This window comes from Polyangiaceae bacterium, from assembly GCA_020633235.1.
Lineage (GTDB): Bacteria > Myxococcota_A > Polyangia > Polyangiales > Polyangiaceae > JACKEA01.
On sequence record JACKEA010000005.1, the window covers coordinates 297,560 to 316,814 of the forward strand.

General features: G+C 68.7%; 16 protein-coding genes. All 16 read left to right on the top strand.

Features of this window, described 5'->3' with window-relative positions:
* Positions 1–95: 95 nt before the first annotated feature.
* The 16 genes from H6717_27190 (at position 96) to rpsO (ending at position 19,140) form a co-directional block, all read left to right on the top strand.
* Positions 96–1,520, top strand: a complete 1,425-nt coding sequence (locus H6717_27190; protein MCB9580744.1) for a hypothetical protein — start codon at positions 96–98, stop codon at positions 1,518–1,520.
* A gap of 19 nt (positions 1,521–1,539) precedes the next feature.
* The gene (locus H6717_27195) at positions 1,540–4,065 is read left to right on the top strand and encodes a dynamin family protein (GenBank protein MCB9580745.1); all 2,526 of its coding nucleotides are present in this window, start codon (positions 1,540–1,542) and stop codon (positions 4,063–4,065) included.
* Between the two features lie 3 nt (positions 4,066–4,068).
* Positions 4,069–4,575, top strand: coding sequence for a hypothetical protein (locus H6717_27200; GenBank protein MCB9580746.1), 507 nt, complete (start codon positions 4,069–4,071; stop codon positions 4,573–4,575).
* A 177-nt stretch (positions 4,576–4,752) separates the two neighbouring features.
* Positions 4,753–5,448 (top strand): ATP-binding cassette domain-containing protein, encoded by a 696-nt coding sequence (locus H6717_27205; protein MCB9580747.1) that lies wholly within the window; start codon positions 4,753–4,755, stop codon positions 5,446–5,448.
* 150 nt (positions 5,449–5,598) lie between these two features.
* Positions 5,599–7,077 carry an RNA polymerase factor sigma-54 gene (rpoN, locus tag H6717_27210; GenBank protein ID MCB9580748.1) on the top strand — a complete coding sequence of 493 codons (1,479 nt, stop codon included), beginning with the start codon at positions 5,599–5,601 and terminating at the stop codon, positions 7,075–7,077.
* A 91-nt stretch (positions 7,078–7,168) separates the two neighbouring features.
* Positions 7,169–7,612: a ribosome-associated translation inhibitor RaiA gene (gene raiA / locus H6717_27215; GenBank protein MCB9580749.1), complete on the top strand. Its 444-nt coding sequence runs from the start codon at positions 7,169–7,171 to the stop codon at positions 7,610–7,612.
* Positions 7,613–7,653: 41 nt separating this feature from the next.
* A complete protein-coding gene (locus H6717_27220) occupies positions 7,654–8,124 on the top strand; it encodes a PTS sugar transporter subunit IIA (protein MCB9580750.1) in 471 nt (156 codons plus the stop codon).
* 1 nt (position 8,125) lies between these two features.
* Complete coding sequence (gene hprK / locus H6717_27225; protein ID MCB9580751.1) at positions 8,126–9,223, top strand: HPr(Ser) kinase/phosphatase; 1,098 nt, start codon at positions 8,126–8,128, stop codon at positions 9,221–9,223.
* Positions 9,208–10,158 carry an RNase adapter RapZ gene (gene rapZ, locus H6717_27230; GenBank protein ID MCB9580752.1) on the top strand — a complete coding sequence of 317 codons (951 nt, stop codon included), beginning with the start codon at positions 9,208–9,210 and terminating at the stop codon, positions 10,156–10,158. The genes hprK and rapZ overlap by 16 nt, the downstream gene beginning before the upstream one ends.
* Positions 10,155–10,430: an HPr family phosphocarrier protein gene (locus tag H6717_27235; protein ID MCB9580753.1), complete on the top strand. Its 276-nt coding sequence runs from the start codon at positions 10,155–10,157 to the stop codon at positions 10,428–10,430. The genes rapZ and H6717_27235 overlap by 4 nt, the downstream gene beginning before the upstream one ends.
* Complete coding sequence (gene ptsP, locus H6717_27240; protein MCB9580754.1) at positions 10,430–12,229, top strand: phosphoenolpyruvate--protein phosphotransferase; 1,800 nt, start codon at positions 10,430–10,432, stop codon at positions 12,227–12,229. The genes H6717_27235 and ptsP overlap by 1 nt, the downstream gene beginning before the upstream one ends.
* Before the next feature lie 181 nt (positions 12,230–12,410).
* The gene (locus H6717_27245) at positions 12,411–14,651 is read left to right on the top strand and encodes a bifunctional metallophosphatase/5'-nucleotidase (protein ID MCB9580755.1); all 2,241 of its coding nucleotides are present in this window, start codon (positions 12,411–12,413) and stop codon (positions 14,649–14,651) included.
* Positions 14,648–16,150 carry a hypothetical protein gene (locus H6717_27250; protein MCB9580756.1) on the top strand — a complete coding sequence of 501 codons (1,503 nt, stop codon included), beginning with the start codon at positions 14,648–14,650 and terminating at the stop codon, positions 16,148–16,150. The genes H6717_27245 and H6717_27250 overlap by 4 nt, the downstream gene beginning before the upstream one ends.
* Positions 16,125–17,960 carry a hypothetical protein gene (locus tag H6717_27255; GenBank protein ID MCB9580757.1) on the top strand — a complete coding sequence of 612 codons (1,836 nt, stop codon included), beginning with the start codon at positions 16,125–16,127 and terminating at the stop codon, positions 17,958–17,960. The genes H6717_27250 and H6717_27255 overlap by 26 nt, the downstream gene beginning before the upstream one ends.
* A 19-nt stretch (positions 17,961–17,979) precedes the next feature.
* Positions 17,980–18,774 (top strand): CBS domain-containing protein, encoded by a 795-nt coding sequence (locus H6717_27260; protein MCB9580758.1) that lies wholly within the window; start codon positions 17,980–17,982, stop codon positions 18,772–18,774.
* A 96-nt stretch (positions 18,775–18,870) separates the two neighbouring features.
* Positions 18,871–19,140 (top strand): 30S ribosomal protein S15, encoded by a 270-nt coding sequence (rpsO, locus tag H6717_27265; GenBank protein MCB9580759.1) that lies wholly within the window; start codon positions 18,871–18,873, stop codon positions 19,138–19,140.
* Positions 19,141–19,255: the final 115 nt, after the last annotated feature.

Below are 19,255 nucleotides of genomic sequence, written 5' to 3' on the forward strand. Positions count from 1 at the left end.
GTAATCGTAGAAATCCTCGCGACCAGACAGAACTTTTCCGTCGCGATCGCCGAGTTGTGGACAGCAGCCGTACAGCCAGCTAGGCGCTCTCGAGGATGGCGGCTCGAGAGCAACGGCGCCCCTCCGCCAGCCGGGTCGGGTCGGCCAAGTCCATGGCCCTCGGCGCCCTCGGCGCCGTCGCCATCGCGCTGCCCTCATTGCTGTGGCTGGCGGGATTCACCGTGGACGACGCGTTGATCAGCGCTCGCGTCGCACACCACTTGGCCATCGGCGTCGGCTATCGAATGAGCTCCGGAGGGCCCGTGGTCGATGCCGTGACCCCCTTCGGCTATGCCTGGGTGCTCGCCCCCTTCGCCCGCGCCGGCGTCCTTTCGACCCTCTCGGCCGCCAAAGGGTTGGGAGCAGGATGTTGGCTCGCCGCGGTAGCGATCCTGGGTGGCGCTACCGCGCGCCTCGGGGGCGCGCGCCTTCGCTTCGCGCCGCTGGCGCTGCTCGGCGCCTGTACGCCCCTGGCGGCCTGGGCCTCGTCCGGGATGGAGACCGGGATCGTGCTCCTGCTCGCGACGCTGGCGCTCGGTTCCGGCAGCTTCGCTGCGCTGTGCGCCGGCGTCGCGGCGGCGTGGCGCCCGGAGCTCTTGCCCTGGGCTCTCGTGCTTCGCGTCGGTCTCGCCTGGGGTGCGCCCCGGCGCATGGCCGGCCACGCCGCCCTGCTGCTGGTGCCGGTCGCGCTGGTCGTCTGCGCGCGCGCGTCGCTCTTCGGCGCCACGTTCCCGCTCTCGGCCCTGGCCAAGCCCAGCGACCTGGCTCACGGGCTGCGCTACGCCCTGGGCGCCGTGCTGCTGACGGGACCGCCGCTGCTCGTGATCGCGCGGCCGCGGCAGCTCCCGCTTCGAGAGCGCGTGATGCTGCTGGCCGCGGGCGTGCACTTCGTATCCCTGCTGCTCGCGGGCGGCGACTGGATGCCGCTCTATCGCTTGGCCACACCGGTGCTGCCGAGCTTGGTGTGGATCGGCGTCGTGTTGGCGCGAGCGGCGAGGCCTTGGGCGACGGCGGTGCGCGTGGGGGCGGCGCTGGTTCCCTGCGCGCTGATCGCGATCTACATCGGGCCCAGCGCTGCCGCCGTGGGCGCGCACCGTCGCGCGCTGATCGAGGCGGCGCGCCCGGAGCTGGCCGGCTATCGACGCATCGCGGCCCTCGACGTCGGCTGGGTCGGCGCGGCGTCCAGCGCCAGCATCGTGGATCTCGCCGGGGTGACGGACCCGACGGTGGCACGGCTTTCCGGGAGCCACACCGACAAGCACCTGCCCGCGGGCTTCGTCCGGGCACGCGAGGTCGATGCAGTAGTGCTGCTGCTGGCTCCGGGCGAGCCGGCGGCGCCGCCGTGGCCCGAGCGCATGCAGCGCACCGTGGACGCTCGCGCAGCGGCCCAGGCCGCGGCGCTGGGCTTCGAGCGGGCCGCCGTGCTGCCCCTCGGTGGCACGACCCAGAGCTACGTCGTGCTCGCGGCACCGCGTCCCTGAGCGGTGGTACGGTCCGCTCATGGCGCGGCTCTCGGACCAACTCGGCGACTGGCTCGCGCGGGTCGAGCTCTTGGCCCGTGGCGCCGAGGGCGAGCGTCAAGAAGCGGTGGAGGCCCTTGCCCTCGATCGACCGTGGGAAGCGCGGGATCGCGCCCGCGCCATCCTCGACGAGATGCCGCACTCGCGCGTGGGCCTGATGCTCTGGGCCGACGCGGCCGAGGCCATGCTGCTCGACGCCGAGGTGGTGGAGGCGCTGTCGGCCCTCGCGGAGCTGTTGCCGTTCCGCGCCGACGTCTGGCTGCGCCTGGCGGAAGCCGAGCGCCGCTCGGGTCGCGACCCCCGCGCGTCCCTCGAGCGCGCAGCCCGCGCCGAGGAGCCGCCGGACGCTGCGGATCGCGCTCGGCTGTTGCTCGCGGACCGCGATCTCGCTCACGGCGATCCGGCGCGCGCCGAGCGCTGGCTCGACCAACTCGGCATCGTCGCGCGCCAGGGACCGGACGCCGCCCTGCGTCGGGCCGAGGCACGGTTGGACGCGGGCGACGCGGGCGGCGCCCGCCAAGCCGCCAAGCGCCTGGGGTTGCCCGGCGCCATGGACGGACGCGCCTGGCTGCTCCGGGCCCGGCTGTTGGCGGACGTCGATCCCGAAGGCGCCGAGGCCGCGTTTCGCCGCGTGCTGTTGCTCGAAGCGCCGGGCGCCGAGGCTCCCGCGCTGGACTTCATCGCCGGCTGTCGCGACGCCGACTGCGTCGCGCGCTTCCGCGCTCTCGCCGAGGATCTCGGCCGCGCCACGAGCCCCGAGTGGCGCGCCGCCTTTGCCAGCGCCGAGGGGCGCCCGGAAGCCGCGTTGGCAGCCTTGGCGGAGGGCGCCGACAAGGATCCCAGCGTCGTCGTCCGTTTCGCGCTCCGCGCCGTCGAGCTGAGGGACGGCGCCGCTCTGGCGCGGGCGGTGGAGCTCGCCCAGCAGCAAGGTGTGGAGCTGCCCGTGGCTGCCGTCGCGCTGGCCCGCGCGCTCCGCGAGCCGGACGTCAGCGCTGCGCTTTCAGAGCTGGACGCCGCCGACGGCGACTGGGCAGACGCTCTGCGCACCGAGCTCTACTGCCGCTGGCTCCCCGAAGACGCCGCGGCGGAGTGGCGCTCGCTGCTCGAGGAGCTGGGCGGCGTCGCCCGCGCCCTCGGTGCTCTCGATACCTTCTTCGATCTGGAGGCCATCGCCGTCGATCTGGAGCGGCCCCTGCGGGTGGCGATCGTGGGCGAGTTCAACGCGGGCAAGTCGAGCTTCATCAACGCCCTGTTGGGGGAGCAGGTGGCGCCCGTTGGCATTCTCCCCACCACCGCCACGCTCAATCGGTTGGCCTGGGCGCCGGATCGCTTCGCCCGCATCGAACGCCACGACGCTCCGGATCGGATGGTGCCGCACGCCGCCCTGGGCGACACGCTGAAGACGCTGGAGCCGGAGTCGGTGCTGCGCGTGACCATCTTCGCGCCCCTCGAGCTGCTGAAGCGCGTGGAGCTGATCGACACGCCGGGCTTCAATGCCCCCGAGGCGGCCCACGCCGAGACCGCCCGCGCCGCCTTTCAAGAGGCGCACGTGGCCGTGTGGCTGCTGGACGCGGCGCAGCCGCTCAAGGACAGCGAGCGGCTGCGGCTCGACGAGATCGCCGCGCTCGGCGTTCCGCTCCTGGTGCTGCTCAACAAGCGCGATCGACTCGCGAGCGATGCCGACGTCGAGGCCGCCCTCGCGCACGTGCGCGCCGGTCTCGACGGCGCCGGGCTCGCCCTCGAGCATCCGCCCTGCGCGCTGTCCGCGCGGCTCGCCCTGCAAGGACGCGCGGGAGACGCCGCCGCCCTCGAAGGGTCCCACTGGCACGAGGTGGAAGCGCTGGTGGACGCGGTGCTCGTCGAACGCGAAGCGCCGCTTCGCGAGCGCGTACTGCGCGGGCGCGCCGCGCGGCTCTCGGCGCGCCTCGCCGCCGAAGCCGAAGAGCACGTGGAGCGCGCCCGCGTCGAGCGCGAGCGCCATGCCGAGCAGAGTCGCGCTCTGGCGGACGCCGCGGCTCGCGTGCGCTCCGACCGAGCGCGGGTCGCCGCCGAGCTCGAAGCCGTGCTCGAGGCGGCCCTGAAGACCCTCGCTGAAGACGTCAGCCCCGTGCATGGCACCGAGGGCGAGCGCTCGGCCCGCCGCTTCGTCAGTCAACGCGCGCGCAATCTCCTGGGTACGCCCATCGCCGCGCGGGCCATCGAGCTGCTCGAGCTGTCCGACGCCGGCGCGCGCCGCCGCGTCGAGACACGCCTCGCGCCCGTGGTCTCGGCGCTGGTCGCCGCGATTTCACCCGTGTTGCAACACCCGGGGACTGAAAGCGCGAGCGCCACGGAAACGTTGATCGACATCATGGTGGACGAGATCGCCGGCGCCGCCGAAGCTGCGGCCGGAGCGGAGGTCGTGATCGCCACGCCGCCGTTCCTTCATCGGGCTCGCGCCCTGGGCAAAGCCCTGCGTCTGAATGCCTCCAGGCCGACGGGCGTCCAACCTAGTGCTAGGATCTGATAGGTGAAATTCGCTCCCCGGCCTCTCCAGCGCACGCTCTTCGTCGCCGTCGCGACGGTGGCGGTGGCGCTGTCGTCCCTGGCCGTGGGCGGCAGCCCCGCGCAGGCCGATCCCCTGGGCGTGATCGAGGGCGAGAGCCTCGACGTGAAGGCGGATCAGCTCGACGTCGACGTGGCCAAGGGCACGGCGCTGCTCACTGGGCACGTCACCGCCACGCTCGGGGATCTGGAAGTGTCCTGCCCCAAGGTGGAGATCCGCTACGACCAAGCGCCCATGGTGCAGTGGGCCAAAGGCTCCGGTGGCGTACGCGCCACCCTCAAGGGCATCGAAGCCACCGCCAGCAGCGTGAGCGTGGATGTGAAGAAGCGCGAGGTCACCTTGCGCGGTGGCGTGCGGCTCATGCGCGGCAAGGGTTGGGTGGAAGCGGATCGCGCGAGCATCGATCTGACGACGCGCAAGGTCACGCTGCACCAGGTGAAGGGCTCCATTCCCGTCGCTCCGAAACGCTGACTCGCGTTCGTGAGACGTTCTCATGAGGGTGTCGCTGCGGCGCGAGCCCCGTCGCGCACGGCCGGCAAGGCTCCGTACCGGCACTCCGCGACGGGCATCGCGCCGTGAAAACCCCCAGATGTAGATCTCGGGGTAGGTCGGTAGCCCGAGCGGCCTCGGGCGGTGTAGATCGGTGGCGTGGCGATGCTGGAAGCACAGGGCGTCTACGTGCGACTCGGCGGGCATCCAGTGCTGCGGGGCGTGGACGTGGCGGTGGAAGCGGGCAGCGTCCTCGGTCTGCTGGGACCGAGTGGAGCAGGGAAGACGACGCTGTTTCGCGTGCTGTCGGGTGAGCTCGCGGCGGACTCGGGGCGGGTGGAGCTTGCGGGGCAGGACGTGAGCGACAAGCCGCTGTGGGTGCGCGCGCGGCGTGGGCTCGGCTACGTCCCGCAAACGCCCAGCGTGCTGACGGACCTGTCGGTGCGCGACAACTTGCGCGCCTTCGAGCACGCCGCGGGGGTGGAGCCGATGGCGCCGGAGGAGCGCGCGGCGCTCGTCGAGCTGGAAGGTCGCCTCGAGGTGCGCGCGGGGGAGCTCAGCGGCGGCGAGCGGCGCCGGCTCGAGCTGCTCCGGGCGCTGGTCGCCAAGCCCAAGGTGCTGCTCTGTGACGAGCCCCTCACGGGGGTGGATCCGACGGGCATCCATCGCGTCGGCCGCATCCTTCGTCAGGCTGCCAGCGAGGGCATGGCGGTGCTGCTCGCGGACCATCGCGTCCACGACGCCCTCGCGCTGTGCGACGCCGCCTGTCTGCTGCTCGACGGGCGCATCGAGCTGAGCGCGGAGCCGGAGACCTTTCTCGATCATCCCGAGGTGCGGAAGCGCTACCTGGGGTAGGGGGTTTTGCTGGGCCGGCCGGCGGCCTACGCTAGAAAAACGACCAGGCTGCCACGAACCTCGCAAAAACTGGTGGGCTCACTTCTTGCTGGCGCGGTGGTAGACTGACCCCGAGCTGCCTCGGCAGCCACCGACACACCCGGAAAACCCATGGAAATCAAGCAGCAACTGCGTCTGTCCCAGCAGCTCGTCATGACCCCGCAGCTGCAGCAGGCGATTCGGCTGTTGCAGCTTTCGCGTCTGGAGCTGATCGACGAGGTCCGCAAGGAGCTCGACAACAACCCCGTGCTCAGCGAGGACGAGCCGGACATGCGGCCCCGCGAGGAGCGCACGGCGCACACCGCGGAGGAACGCGACTTCCCTCGCGAAGAGGTCACGGCGGAGGTTCGCGACAGCGAGAAGGCAGCTCGCGAGGTGGACTGGGAGAAGTTCCTGGAAAACCGCACCATGCAGCAGCCCCTGCCTTCCAATCGAGGGGGCTTCGAGGAGCTGCCGCCGATCGAGCAGAACCTGACCAAGCCGCGCAGTCTGCAGGACCACATGCTGTGGCAGCTGCAGATGAGCGACTTCACGGACGTGGAGCGGCGCTTCGCCGAGCTGGTCATCGGCAACCTGGACGAGAAGGGCTACTTGGATCTCAAGGGCGTGGAGCGAACGGACGGCACCCGCACTCCGGATCTGACCATCTTCGACCTGGGCGAAGAAGCCGGGCTACACCCCGACGATTCGCCCCTGGTCCTGGAAATGATGCAGAATTTCGACCCCATCGGCGTTGCCGCTCGGGACCTCCGGGAGTGCCTGATGATTCAGGCAAAGGCCTACGGCTACGACGAGGTGGAGACCGAGATCATCGAGAACCACCTGCACCATCTGGAGAAGCACAACTACCAGGCCATCGCTCGGGACATGAAGATCCCGATCGAAGAGGTGTACGAGGCCGCCAAGGAGATCCAGAAGCTCGAGAGCCGCCCGGCCCGGAACTTCACCGACACGGACGACCGCACCATCGGCATCACGCCGGACGTCTACGTGATCAAGGACGCCGAAGAGTTCGTCGTGCTCGATAACGATCGCGGCATCCAGCGCCTGTTCATCAACGAAGCGCTGACCAAGCGCTTGATGCAGGACCCCACCGCAAAGGAGTTCATCGGCGAGAAGCTACGCAACGCTCAGTGGCTGATTCGCGCCATCGAGCAGCGACGCAAGACCATCATCCGCGTTGCGGAATGCATCGTGGAGAAGCAGCGCGATTTCTTCGAGAAGGGCGTGGCGTTCCTCAAGCCGATGATCTTGCGGGACGTCGCCGAAGCCGTGGGCATGCACGAATCCACCATCTCGCGCGTGACCACGAACAAGTACATGCACACTCCGCAGGGCCTGTTCGAGCTGAAGTACTTCTTCAACTCCAGCATTCGTCGGGTCGGCGAGGAAGACATCGCCAGCGAGAGCGTGAAACAAGCCATCAAGAAGATCATCGAGGACGAGGACAAGGCGAATCCCCTCAGTGATCAGGCCATCGTGGAGCTGCTCGAGAAGACCGAGGGCATCAAGATCGCTCGGCGAACGGTGGCCAAGTACCGCGAAATGCTCGGAATCCTAGCTTCGTCCAAACGCAAGCGACTGTTTTGATCGTGAGGTCGCTCTCACGAGCTCGATCCTTTCGTCCGTGCGCCGGTGATGGGACCGGCCGACACGAACTCGTCCCGCCCAGGAGGACCCCGTGAACATCAGCATCACCTTCCGGCAGATGGATGCCAGTGAAGCCATCAAGTCGTACGCCCGTGACAAAGTCGCCAAGCTGCAGAAGTTCTTGCGCCAGCCCATGACAGCGAAGGTGACGCTGTCTCTGGACAAGCTGAAGCACGTGGCGGAGACGCGCATCTCGAGCGGCGGCTCGCACCTGGAAGCCAAGGAATCTTCGGACGACATGTATGCGTCCATCGATCGAGTGATCAACAAACTGGAGCGGCAGATCCGCGGCGAGAAGGGCTCGGCCCAGAGCAAGAAGCGCCGCTCCGGTGAATCCGTCCGAGGGGGCAAGCTGCCCAGCGTTCCCGGCAGCACGGTGGCTCGCTTGTCCACGGGAGCCTCCGCCAAGAAGGCCAAGAAGAAGGCATCCAAGGCGAAGACGACCGTGCGGGGAGCCCAAGCGAAGGCTCGCTGATGCGCGCCCTAGCTTCAGAACCCATTCGTCGGGAGGTCATCATGCGTCTATCGGACATCGTGAGCGCCGAGCGCATCGTGGTCGACTCCGATGGGGGCTTCGTTCAGGAGAAGATCGATGCCATTCGCCTGCTCTCGCACCTGGTGGCGCCCGCCGTGGGCGCCTCCAAGGAAGTGCTGGAGAAGCTCCTGTCGGAGCGAGAGCGACTGCAGAGCACGGGCATCGGTGATGGCGTAGCCATTCCCCACACCTCCGTCGACACCGCGTCGGCGCAGGCGGGCGCGTTGCTCCTGTGCCCGCACGGGGTCCCCTTCGATGCGATCGATGGTCAGAAGTGCACCATCGTGTTCGGCGTCGTCGGGCCCAAGCGGGCCACGGGTGAGCACCTGCGCACCCTGGCACGCATCTCGCGCCTGCTGCGCGACGCCGAGACCCGGGACAAGCTCGTTCACTCGTCGGGCTCCGAGGAGGCCTACCAGCTCATCGTGGCGCACGACGCGTCCCTCGGTTGAGATGACCGTCTACGATCCTCCGGCGAGCGAGGCGCGCACCGTCACCGTACGGGCGATGCTCGACGACCCGGACCTGGGCCTCAACGTGAGGCTGGTGGCCGGGGCGTCGGGGCTCGATCGCGAGATCGCGCATCCGCGCATCCAGAAGTCCGGGTTGGCGTTGGTCGGCCACATGCACGGCATCGTGTCGTCCCGCATCCAGATCCTGGGCGAGACGGAGCTCTCCTATGCCGAGAGCCTGAGCCGGGACGAACAGGAGCGGGCGGCGAAGAGCTTCTTTTCCCTGGGGCTGTCCTGCGTGATCGTCACCCGCGGCGTGGACCCGCCGGCGCCCTTCGCCGAGGAAGCAGAGCGCACCAAGACGCCGGTGGTGGTGTGCGCGGAGCGTTCTTCCTCGGCGATCACGGCGATCCACACGCTGCTCGACGAACGACTGGCGCCCCGGGCGCGAGTCCACGGCGTGCTGGTCGACGTCTTCGAGGTCGGTGTGCTGCTGTTGGGCAAGAGCGGCATCGGCAAGAGCGAGTGCGCCCTGGAGCTCGTGATGCGGGGGCACCGGCTGGTGGCGGACGACGTCATCGAGTGCGACTACAAGCCGCCGGGGATGATCTTCGGCGAGCCGGCGGCGCTGCTCCGGCATCACATCGAGGTACGGGGGCTCGGCATCCTGAACATCAAGGATCTGTACGGCGTGACGGCGGTGCGCGAGCGCAAGCGCATCGATCTCATCGTCCAGCTCGAGCTGTGGCGGGGCGACGCGAACTACGACCGCATGGGTCTCGAGGAGCACCACCGGGAGATCCTGGGAGTGCCCATCCGCGAGGTGGTGTTGCCGGTGCGGCCCGGTCGCAACATGAGCTCCATCATCGAGATCGCCGGGCGCGCGGAGCTCCTGCGGCAGGCCGGGCACCATCCGGCGCGGGAGTTCGTGGAGCGCATCGAGTCCGTCACCGGCAGCGGCGAGCGCCGCAACCCGAGCGGCACCTTGGCGGCAGTGAACGACCCGCGGCGCGCGGCGACCTCGGCGTTGCCCCGAACGCCGGCGGTCACCGAGAGCTCGGCGCCACCACCCGTGGGCACGCCCTGGAGGCGGCGTTGAGCACGTCTCTGCTGGTGGTCACGGGCTTGTCCGGCGCAGGGAAGTCGACGGCGCTCCACGCATTGGAGGACCTGGGCTTCTTCTGCGTGGACAACCTTCCGCCGCCGGTGGTCACGGGCACTCTGGAGAGCTTGGAGCAGGCCGGTGCGCGGCGTATCGCCCTGGGCATCGACGTGCGAGTGCGGAGCTTCTTGGACGCCATCGGCGGGGTGATCGACGCACTGCACGATCGCGCGGTGGACATTGGCGTGTTGTTCTTGGACGCCTCCGACGAGAGCCTGCTGCGGCGCTTCTCGAGCACTCGCCGGCCGCACCCGCTCAGCACGGTGACGGAGCCCGGTGGCGCCCAGGCCGCGAACGCGGTGCTGGACGGCGTTCGCATCGAGCGCGAGAAGCTCGCTCCTCTCCGCGCGCGGGCCACGCGCGTGGTGGACACCACGCGGCTCTCCGTCCACGACCTCCGCCGCACCATCTTGGAAGCCTTCGGACCCGGGGTGGGGGGCGTGCCGCGGGTGCGCACCCGCATGGTCTCCTTCGGCTTCAAGTACGGAGCGCCGGTGGACGCCGATCTGCTGCTCGACGTTCGCTTCCTGAAGAACCCGCACTTCGTGGACGCGCTGCGGCCGCTGTCGGGGCTGGACGCTCCGGTGCGCGAGTTCGTGCTGGGGGACGAAGACACGCGAGAGCTGATGCAGCGCGCGGTTTCGTTGCTCGAGTTCTGCTTGCCGCGCTTCGAGCGGGAGGGGAAGAGCTACGTCACGGTGGGGGTGGGCTGCACCGGCGGCCGGCATCGCTCGGTGGTGCTGGCGGAGCACCTCGCCGCCGAGCTCAGAGCGCACCTCGGGCTGCCCATCGACGTGGTGCACCGCGACGTGGAACGGGTTAACCTGGAGCGTCCGAGCGACCAGGAGCGAGGGCGAGGGGACCGCGGGTGACGACGGCCAAGGGGACTTTCGAGGTGAAGAACAAGCTCGGGCTGCATGCTCGCGCCGCGACGAAGCTGGTGCAGCTCGCGTGCAAGTTCCCCTGCGAGATCACCGTCGGGCGCGACGGGCAGATGGCCAACGCCAAGAGCGTGATGGGGGTGCTGCTCTTGTGCGGCTCCCAGGGCTCGCTGCTCGACGTGCTGGCCGAAGGCGCCGAAGCCCAAGAGGCCGTCGACCGCATCGGTGAGCTCATCGATGGGCGCTTCGGAGAGCCGGAGTGATGGCGGATCCGCCGAGCTCCGCGCTGCCCGGCTCCGAGCCGCGGCCCCCCGCCACGCTGGAGGGTATCGGCGGGTCGCCGGGCCTGGCCATCGGGCGCGCCGTGGTGGTGGACACGCGGCGGCCGGGCGTGGTGCGCCGTCACATCGGCAAGCACCTCGGGGACGTCGAGCTCGATCGTTTCGACGCCGCCGTCAGCACCGCGGCGCAGTCGCTCCGTGAGGTCGCCGACCGCGTGCGCAAGAGCGCTGCCCGCGCCGAGTCCTCCATCCTGGAAGCCTACGTGCTGATGGTGGAGGACGAGAGCCTGCGGCAGGAGGTGGAGCGCCGCATTCGCATCGACCAGCAGTGCGCGGAGTGGGCCCTCGAGCTCAGCGTCCAGGAAATGGCGGAGCAGCTCCGCAGCGGGCGGGATCCGTATCTGGCGGAGCGCAGCCACGACTTCGAGTTCGTCGGCGATCGCATCCTGAAGGCGCTCTCCGGGCGACAGCGCATGATGTCGATCCCGGATCTGCACGAGCCGTCCATCATCGTGGCCCACGATCTGTCCCCCGCGGAGACGGCCACCCTCGACCGCAGCCGGGTCCAGGCCATGGTCACCGAGGTCGGCACGCGCACGAGCCACACCTCCATCTTGGCGCGGGCGCTGGAAATTCCGGCGGTGGTGGGCGTTCGCGACGTGCTCTCGTTGGTGGGCAGCGGGGACCTCTTGGTGGTCGACGGCGTGCGCGGTCAGGTCATCGTCTCGCCCTCGGACGCGATGGTGACGAAGGCCGTGGCGCGCGCCGAGCGGCAGCGCGTCATCGCACGCGGTCTGCGCCAGTCGCGGAATCAGCCCGCGACCACGCTGTGCGGCGTGTCGGTGGAGCTCAAGGCCAACATCGAGCTGCCGGCAGAAGCCGACATCGCCGCAGAGCAAGGCGCGCGGGGCATCGGCCTCTATCGCACCGAGTTTTTGTACGTGGATCGCGCCGAGCCCCCTAGCGAGGACGAGCAGTACGACACCTATCGGCGAGTGCTCGAGGCCATGTCTCCGCGGCCGGTCACGCTGCGCACCTTCGATATCGGCGGCGACAAGTTCGTGAGCGCCTTCCAGGTGCCGGCGGACATGAATCCCGCGTTGGGTCTGCGCGCCGTGCGCCTGGGGCTGGCGCGTCCGGAGATCTTCCGCACTCAGCTGCGCGCGATGATCCGCGCGTCCGCCCACGGGGATCTGCGCATCATGGTGCCGATGATCTCGTCGCTGGCGGAGTTTCGCGCCGTGCGGCGGCTGTTCGACGAGGTCGTCGCGGACGTGGACGCTGCCGGCCTCGGGCGGGCCAAGCACGTGCCCTTGGGCGTGATGGTGGAGGTGCCGAGCGCCGCCATCATGGCCGACCAGCTCGCTCGCGAGGTCGAGTTCATGAGCATCGGCACCAACGATCTGGTGCAGTACGCGTTGGCGGTGGATCGCACCAGTCGCGAGCTGGCGTACCTGGCCACGCCCTTCGACCCGGCGATCCTGCGGCTCATTCGAGGCGTGGTGCAGGCGGGCACGACCCACGAGCGACCGGTGATCGTGTGTGGCGCCATGGCCAGCGACCCGCTGGCCGCTGTGCTGCTGGTGGGCATGGGCCTGCGGGTGCTCAGCATGGAGGCTGCGGCCATCCCCAAGGTCAAGGCCAGCATCGGCCGCGTGACCTGCGCCGAGACCAACGAGGTCGCCGCCAAGGTCATGGAGCTCGCCACTGCCGCTGAGGTCGAGGACACCGTCACCCGAGCCTTCGGCTATCGCCTCGCGGACCTCCTCGACGACGAGTGAGGCCGCCCAGCTTCGTTTTCTTGTCGGTTCGGCGCGAGCCCCGTCGCGGAGCGCCGGCCACGACGGGGCTCGCGCCGGACCAACAAACCCCGGAAAAAGGCCTGACGGATGACAGCGAATCCAGACGAAACGGAACCGTCACTTGGCGGCAGCGCCGGCTCTTGGTAATGGCGTGGGCTCCATGAGCTGGCGACTGGTCGCGGTGTTTGCGCTCGCGGTGTTGAGCGCGCTGTCTCTCGCCGGCTGCCCCGAGAACCCCGAGGGTCCGAAGATCCATGGTCAGACCAAGCTGACCCTGATCCACACCTCGGACATCCACTCCCGACTGTTCCCCTACGCCCTGCAGATCACGCAGTCCGATGCTTCTCTCGGGCTGGGGGCGGCGGGATCCGTCGTGACCGTGGGTGGGGTCTCTCGCATCGCCTACATCGTCGGGCGGGAGCGCGCGAAGGCCGATCGCGCGCTGCACATCGACGGCGGCGACTGCTTCCAGGGCGCGCCGGTGTTCAACTACTTCAACGGCGAAGCCGAGGTGCGCGCGCTGTCCATGATGGGCACCGACGCGCAGGTCATCGCCAACCACGAGTTCGACAAGGGCGCGCTCAACGCGCGGACCCAGTACCAGAAGTGGGCGACGTTCCCCGTGCTGGCGGCGAACTACCTGTTCGAGGACTCCCACGACGAGGCGAGCCCCCACCTCGAGAACGTGCTGCACCCGTTCACCACTTTCAACCTGCGCGGGTTGAAGGTGGGGGTGATCGGCATGGGCAATCTGTCCAGCCTGAGCTCGCTGTACGAACGACCGAGCCGCCTGGGCGTGACCCCCCTCGAGACCATCGACGTGGCGCAGGCCTACATCGATCTGCTGCGGCCGCTGGTGGACGTGGTCGTGATCGTCACCCACTTGGGTCTCGGTGGCGACGAAGAGATGATCCAGAACACCACCGGCATCGACGTCGTGCTGGGTGGTCACAACCACATCGTGCTGCAGCCACCAAAGACCTTGGAAGACTGCGCTCACGTGGACTCCCAGGGGCGGCATTACATCGAGCTCCGGGACGCCGACGGCAAGCCGGGGGTGCGGCGCTACTGCGAGCCACGCACGGTGCTGCTCGCACATTCCGGTGCCTTCGCGAAGTACGTGGGTCGACTGGATCTGATCGTGTCGGACCAGCCTTCGGACATTCCGTGGCCCTACGATCCGGTCAACGGCTTCGAGGTCGTCGGTCATCAGTACACGCTGTTCCCCGTCACGGCCGACACGCCCCAGGACCGGGCGGTGGCGGAGCTGATGGAGCCGTACCGGCAGGGGCTGGACCTGCTCGTGGATCTGGACCTCTTGGTCGGCTACGCGCCGGATGGATCGCGGCGCTTCGGCACCGGCGGTGGGGACTCGCCCCTGGGCAACCTGATCGCCTCGGCGATGTGGCGCCGGCTTGGTATCGAGACCGACTTCTCCCTGACCAACACCACCGGCATTCGCGCGGACATGGTGCCGGGGCCGGTGACCGTCGAGCAGATGTTCAACATCTTCCCCTTCGACAACTCCATCACCAAGATGCAGCTGTCCGGCGTCGAGCTGCAGGACATGTTCGACTTCGTGGCACGGCGCTCCGCCGGCCGCGGTTGCGCGACGCAGGTGCAGATCGCCGGCGCCCGCGTGGTGCTGAACTGCAAGGGCTGCGAGAACGCGAAGCCCAAGGCCTGCAACAAGAACGACGACTGCCCCAGCAACGAGTGCAACGCCGGCTTCTGCGTGGTCAACGCATGCGCGGAGCACATCTACATCGGCTCCAATCAGAAGCCCTGCCAGACGGACGACGACTGTGGCGGGCAGCTCAACTCCTGCGACACCGGCATTCAGGATCCCCAGGGCCGCGGGCGCTGCCTGGTGGAGATCGAGCCGACCGGCTCCTACGAGCTGGCGACCAGCACCTACCTGGCGGGCGGCGGTTCCGGCTTCGTGGTGTTGAAGAAGAACACTACCCAGCTGGATACCAAGATCCAACAGCGTGACGCCCTCATCGACTGGGTGCGGGGCGGCAAGCCCTGCGGCTGGCGCGCGGAGAACAAGACCAAAGACGGGCTCCGGCCTTGCGGAGTGGACAGTGATTGCTCCGCGCTCGGCACCGGCTACGTGTGCGCTTGCCCGGAGAACGTGACGTCCGCGTCCGACGGCAGCTGCACCTCTCAGGGAAGCTGTGGCGACAATGGGCGCTGCGTGCTCGACGGCTGTCGTCAAGACGTGGCGGACTTCTACCGAGAAACCTGCGCGAACCCGCAGTCGGCCAAGGCCATCGCCAGCTGCGCCTCGAGCGTCGATTTCTGTCAGCTCGGTGGAGAGCAGTGCAAGTTCCTCGCCTGCATCGATCGCAACCTGGGCAGCTTCGCCGATGGCCGCGTGCTGATGGTGGGACGATGAAGCCGCTGTGGGCACTCGCGGGCGCGTGCCTCGCTCTCGCCTGCACGGCGAAGCGAGACATTCCCGAACAGACGGCGGCGCTGTATGTGGAGGTCACGCTGCCGAACGGGGACCCACTTCCGGGCGTGAACGACGCGCCGCTCCCGCTTCCCATTGGCGAGGTGGACCTGGACTTCAGCGTGCGCGCGCTGTTGCCCAGCGGTGACCCGGACACGGCGTTCAAGGGCTTCGTGCGGATCTCGGCGACGCCGGGAGCCGTGGTGAGCGTCACCGGGGACCGGGCGACGGGGCGCAACGTTCTCTTGCTCGATGGCCAGGCGGTAGGGCAGCACGTGCGGATTCGCAACGCGCGCGGCCCCACGTCCCTGTGGGCGGAGGACATCGGCTACGTGCCGGTGGATCCGGAGAAGCCTCCGGAGTGTGCCGACGGCATCGACAACGACAAGGACGGCACCATCGACTACCCGCAGGATCCGGGCTGCGCCTTCGCCAACGACGACACCGAGTCGGGCGGGACGTACGCGGCTGGGGTGTCCGCGCCGGTGCGCTACGCGCTGCCTCGGCTCGGGGACATGCAGGGCCGCGGCGCCCGTACGCCCTACGAGCAAGAGGGCGTGGAGATCGCCACCAAGGCCCCGCCTGGAGTGGACTGCGCCGCCGACCCATCGGCGTGCCCGAACGTGATCGTCACGCGCATTTCCGCCGACGGCTTCTACGTCACCGATACCAGCGACCCGAACGGCTATAACCACGCCTTTGCCTTCACCTTCAGCGCTCCTGGCGGCCTGCGGGTGTGTGACCGCATCACGCAGCTGTCGGGCACGGCCAGCGAGTTCTTCGGATTCACCGAGCTGGGCTTCCCGTCCTTTCAGCAGCACGACTGGCGCTTCCCAACGCAGACCGACCCGGGAGACGGCCCGTGCCAGGTGCCCGAGCCCATCGTGATCGATTCCACCAGCTCGGCGGACGACGCGCTGCTGGAGAAGATCGAGAGCGCCTTGGTTCGGGTGGCGGACGTGAAGGTCGGTGCCTTCTTCGGTCCCGAGCCGGCCATCGGGGGCTTCGCCGAGAACAAGTCGAGCTGCGATCTGGACGGGAACGGCGCCATCGACTTCGACACGCCGGGCAGCAACGAGGCGGCCTGCGCCAACGCCTGCGGCGCGGACCCGAACTGCGTGGAGTGGACCGGCTATGCCTCCCGCGGGAACTACCGCGTGGTGTTCGGCGACAACCGCAGCATTCAGGTGAACACGCAGAGCGTGTCCCAATTCAACCCTGTTCAAATGCGCGGCAAGGCGATCCGCTTCTTGAGCGGCACGCTCCGCAACTTCAGCGGTGGCGCTTTGAACTGGACCATCGAAGCCCGCTGCTTGGACGACTTGGTGTGTGACGACCCGTCACAACCCGCGTGCGTGAAGGGCCCCACGGATCCCGTGAGCTCCCAGATCGCGTGCGTCTTCCCGAGGACCGAAAATGATCCGAACGAAGCATCGAACTGACTTCCTCGCCGCGAGCCTGCTCGCCGCGCTGGGCCTGGTGTCGCTGCCGGTGCACGCGCAGCCGGCGGGGGAAGAGCCGGAGCCCACGGAGCCGGAGCCCGCGCCGGCACCAGCGCCGACGCCGGCGCCGGAAGAGGCCGCCGCGCCGCCGTCTCCCATGCCGCCGCCGGCTCCGCCCCCGGCTCCCGAAGCCGCGCCCATGGCACAGCGCAGCGGTTCGGCGTCGGCTCGCAGCCCAGAAGCGGAGCTCGAGGAGCTGGGCGTGGCAGAAGGGCCGGGAACCACTCGCGCCCACAGTGACTTCGTCGATACGCGCCTGACCTGGACCTTCGGCGACGACGACTTCCTGCACAAGACCGGTGAGGCCATCCCCCTGTCGCCCAACGCCAGTGTGGGAGATCGTCCGCAGTACCGCTTGTTCTTCGACAACCTGAACTCGCGTTTCTCGGGCCGCGAGAACGTGTCGCACCTGGTGCTGTACGGGAAGCTCCCCGGCTACATCAAGAACCTCGACACCGAGGCCGCGCTGGTGATGCGCGTGAACATGGCGAATCTCGCCAGCCAGTCGAACAACGTCAACGCGGTGTTCGAGGATGCCGGCACCTACCTCCGCGTGTTCTATCGAACGGCGGGGGACGCCAAGGCGCCCGAAGGCATCGGGCTGGTGCTGTATCCCATCGATACGGATCGCTTCCGCCTGGGCTATCTGTACGACATCTCCTGGGGCGGCACGAACGCCCGCATCAACCAGTCGATCTTCCCGCGGCTGCAGGGCAGCGCGCCGGGTGCCAAGCTGCAGTACGACGGCAACGGCTACTACGGTTTCGTCGGCTTCAAGACCGCCAGCATCGTCGAGGTGCAGCAGCGCATCGTCGAGAGCGGGAGCGGGGAGGGAGCGACCACGGACACCGTGCGCGTGGCCGAGACGAACTACGGTTTCTTGGGTGGCGCCGGCGTGGACCTCTCGGATTTCCTGCGAGTGGACGCCGGTGCGGGCTACTTCCAGCAGGGCCGCTTCGAGGAGCCCGACGTGCTCGGCGAGCGCGTGTACACCTTCGGTTTCTCTGGCCGGGTCGTGGTTCACGATGGCATGCCGGTCCCGAAGAGCGCGGACTTCTCCCTGTACCGCAACGACCCGAACGCGCCGGCGGAGCTGTTCCGCGCAGAGGAGTACGAGCCCGGCAAGCTGACCTGGTCCATCGCGGCGGAGGCTTCGCAGCTCCACCAGAACTTGAAGGACTTCGACCAGCCCGGAGCCACGGACATTCAGCTCGCGCGGGCCGCGGCGCTGCAGGCCAATGTCAAGTTCGGCTATCTGCGGACGAGCTTCTCGGCGATCTACCGCGACTTGCCCTTCGTGCTCCGGAACCAGCCCAGCTTCATCCCGTTCCAGACCATCCCGAACGACGCCAAGACCCAGGACGAGACGTTCTTCGCCGTTTCCACCGACTACTTCATCGAGAGCGCCAAGCTGACGCCGGGCGTCGGGGCAGGGCTCCAGATGCCGGCGACCTTCAGCAGCGAGAGCTTCGACCCGGCCGGGAACGACACCTCCCGCACCATCGTCGTGCGCGAGCAGGGCAACCTGGCGTTCTTGCCTCAGGCAGAAAAGCGGGTGCCGATCCTGCAGGCTCGCGCCAGCTTGAAGTGGGACCTGTCCCCGATGATGAGCGCCGTCACCTGGCTGCAGTACCGGCGGGACAACAACTCCACCCGCTTGGAGCTGGACCCGAGCGGCACGGTGCTCCTCCGCCGCTTCATTTCGCCGGATTTCGTGGGCTACGGCGTGGCGATGCAAGCGCGGTTCTGAACCGCGCTACGCTTCGGCCATGCTGAACCGGCCGGTCTCCCACTACATGTCGAGCCCGGTGTTCGCCATCGCGGCGGACGCCGATCTGGAAACGGCGCGCACGCGCCTGGAGCAGCACCACGTCTCGAGCCTGTTGGTGCAAGACGGAGATCACCATCTGGCCGGGGTGATCTCGCGTACGGACCTGCTGCGAGCGGGCGAGGTCAGCCTCGATCCCGAGCACGGCGCCCTCCAGCTCCGGTTGCCGACGCAGCACGTGCGGGATGCCGCGCACATGGAAGTCGTCACGGTGGAGCCGAACGCCAGTGTTCGCGACGCGGCACGAATGCTCGTGGAGCACGGGGTGCACCGGGTGTACGTCGCGTCCCACGAGCACGGCTACGGCGTGCTCAGCACCCGCGACGTGATGCGCGCGCTGGTGGACTCGCGAGTGAGCGCCCGGGTTTCGCAGCTGATGACGTCTCCCGTGCAAACGCTGAACGCCAGCGACCCGGTGGACGCCGCCGTCGACCGCCTTCGGGAGGCGAAGGTGACGGGCTTGGTGGTGGTGGACGCGGCGGGTTGGCCCGTGGGGCTCTTCACCCAGCACGAGGCCCTGGAGTCCAAGGGCTACTTCAGCGCCGACCCCGTTGAGCGCGTGATGAGCTCTCGCCTGATCACCGTGCGGGAGAGCGTGGCGCTGCATCATGCGGCGGCCCAGGCGGTGGCAACCCGAGCCCGCCACGTGCTGATCCTGGACGACCGTCACAAGCTGAGCGGAATCCTTTCCGGGCTGGATTTCGCGCAAGCTGCAGCGGATTGGGTGCCGGCCTGAGCCTTCTGGCCCGCTGGCCGGCGACCCCGAACGGGCGGTTGACCAAGTCGGCGCGGCGCGTATACTCGCGCGGCTTTTCAGAAGGACTGGATGAATATGCCTCTCGCACCGGGCGCCAAGCAGGGCGTCATCACCACCCATCGGCTCCACGACTCCGACACCGGCTCGCCGGAGGTCCAGATCGCGCTGCTCAGCCAGCGCATCGAGTACCTCACCGAGCACTTCAAGACTCACAAGAAGGATCACCACTCGCGTCGTGGTCTGCTCAAGCTCGTGGGTCAGCGCCGTCGGTTGCTCGACTATCTCAAGAAGAACGACGTCGAGCGCTACCGCAACATCGTCTCCTCGCTGAGCCTCCGCAAGTAAGCGGAGAGCGACCGAGACTGGTTCGTTGAAATTCCGATTGCGAAGCGTCTCGTCGCTTCAACTTCGCTTTTCGCACCGCAGCCTCGGCTTCGGTGCGAACACCGAGGCTGAAGTG

Coding starts and splice junctions, on each gene's coding strand:
- rpoN (MCB9580748.1), top strand. CDS start 5,599: ATGGAAATCAAGCAGCAACTGCGTCTGTCCCAGCAGCTCGTCATGACC.
- H6717_27195 (MCB9580745.1), top strand. CDS start 1,540: ATGGCGCGGCTCTCGGACCAACTCGGCGACTGGCTCGCGCGGGTCGAG.
- H6717_27245 (MCB9580755.1), top strand. CDS start 12,411: ATGAGCTGGCGACTGGTCGCGGTGTTTGCGCTCGCGGTGTTGAGCGCG.
- hprK (MCB9580751.1), top strand. CDS start 8,126: ATGACCGTCTACGATCCTCCGGCGAGCGAGGCGCGCACCGTCACCGTA.
- H6717_27250 (MCB9580756.1), top strand. CDS start 14,648: ATGAAGCCGCTGTGGGCACTCGCGGGCGCGTGCCTCGCTCTCGCCTGC.
- ptsP (MCB9580754.1), top strand. CDS start 10,430: ATGGCGGATCCGCCGAGCTCCGCGCTGCCCGGCTCCGAGCCGCGGCCC.
- H6717_27260 (MCB9580758.1), top strand. CDS start 17,980: ATGCTGAACCGGCCGGTCTCCCACTACATGTCGAGCCCGGTGTTCGCC.
- H6717_27190 (MCB9580744.1), top strand. CDS start 96: ATGGCGGCTCGAGAGCAACGGCGCCCCTCCGCCAGCCGGGTCGGGTCG.
- H6717_27255 (MCB9580757.1), top strand. CDS start 16,125: ATGATCCGAACGAAGCATCGAACTGACTTCCTCGCCGCGAGCCTGCTC.
- rpsO (MCB9580759.1), top strand. CDS start 18,871: ATGCCTCTCGCACCGGGCGCCAAGCAGGGCGTCATCACCACCCATCGG.
- H6717_27220 (MCB9580750.1), top strand. CDS start 7,654: ATGCGTCTATCGGACATCGTGAGCGCCGAGCGCATCGTGGTCGACTCC.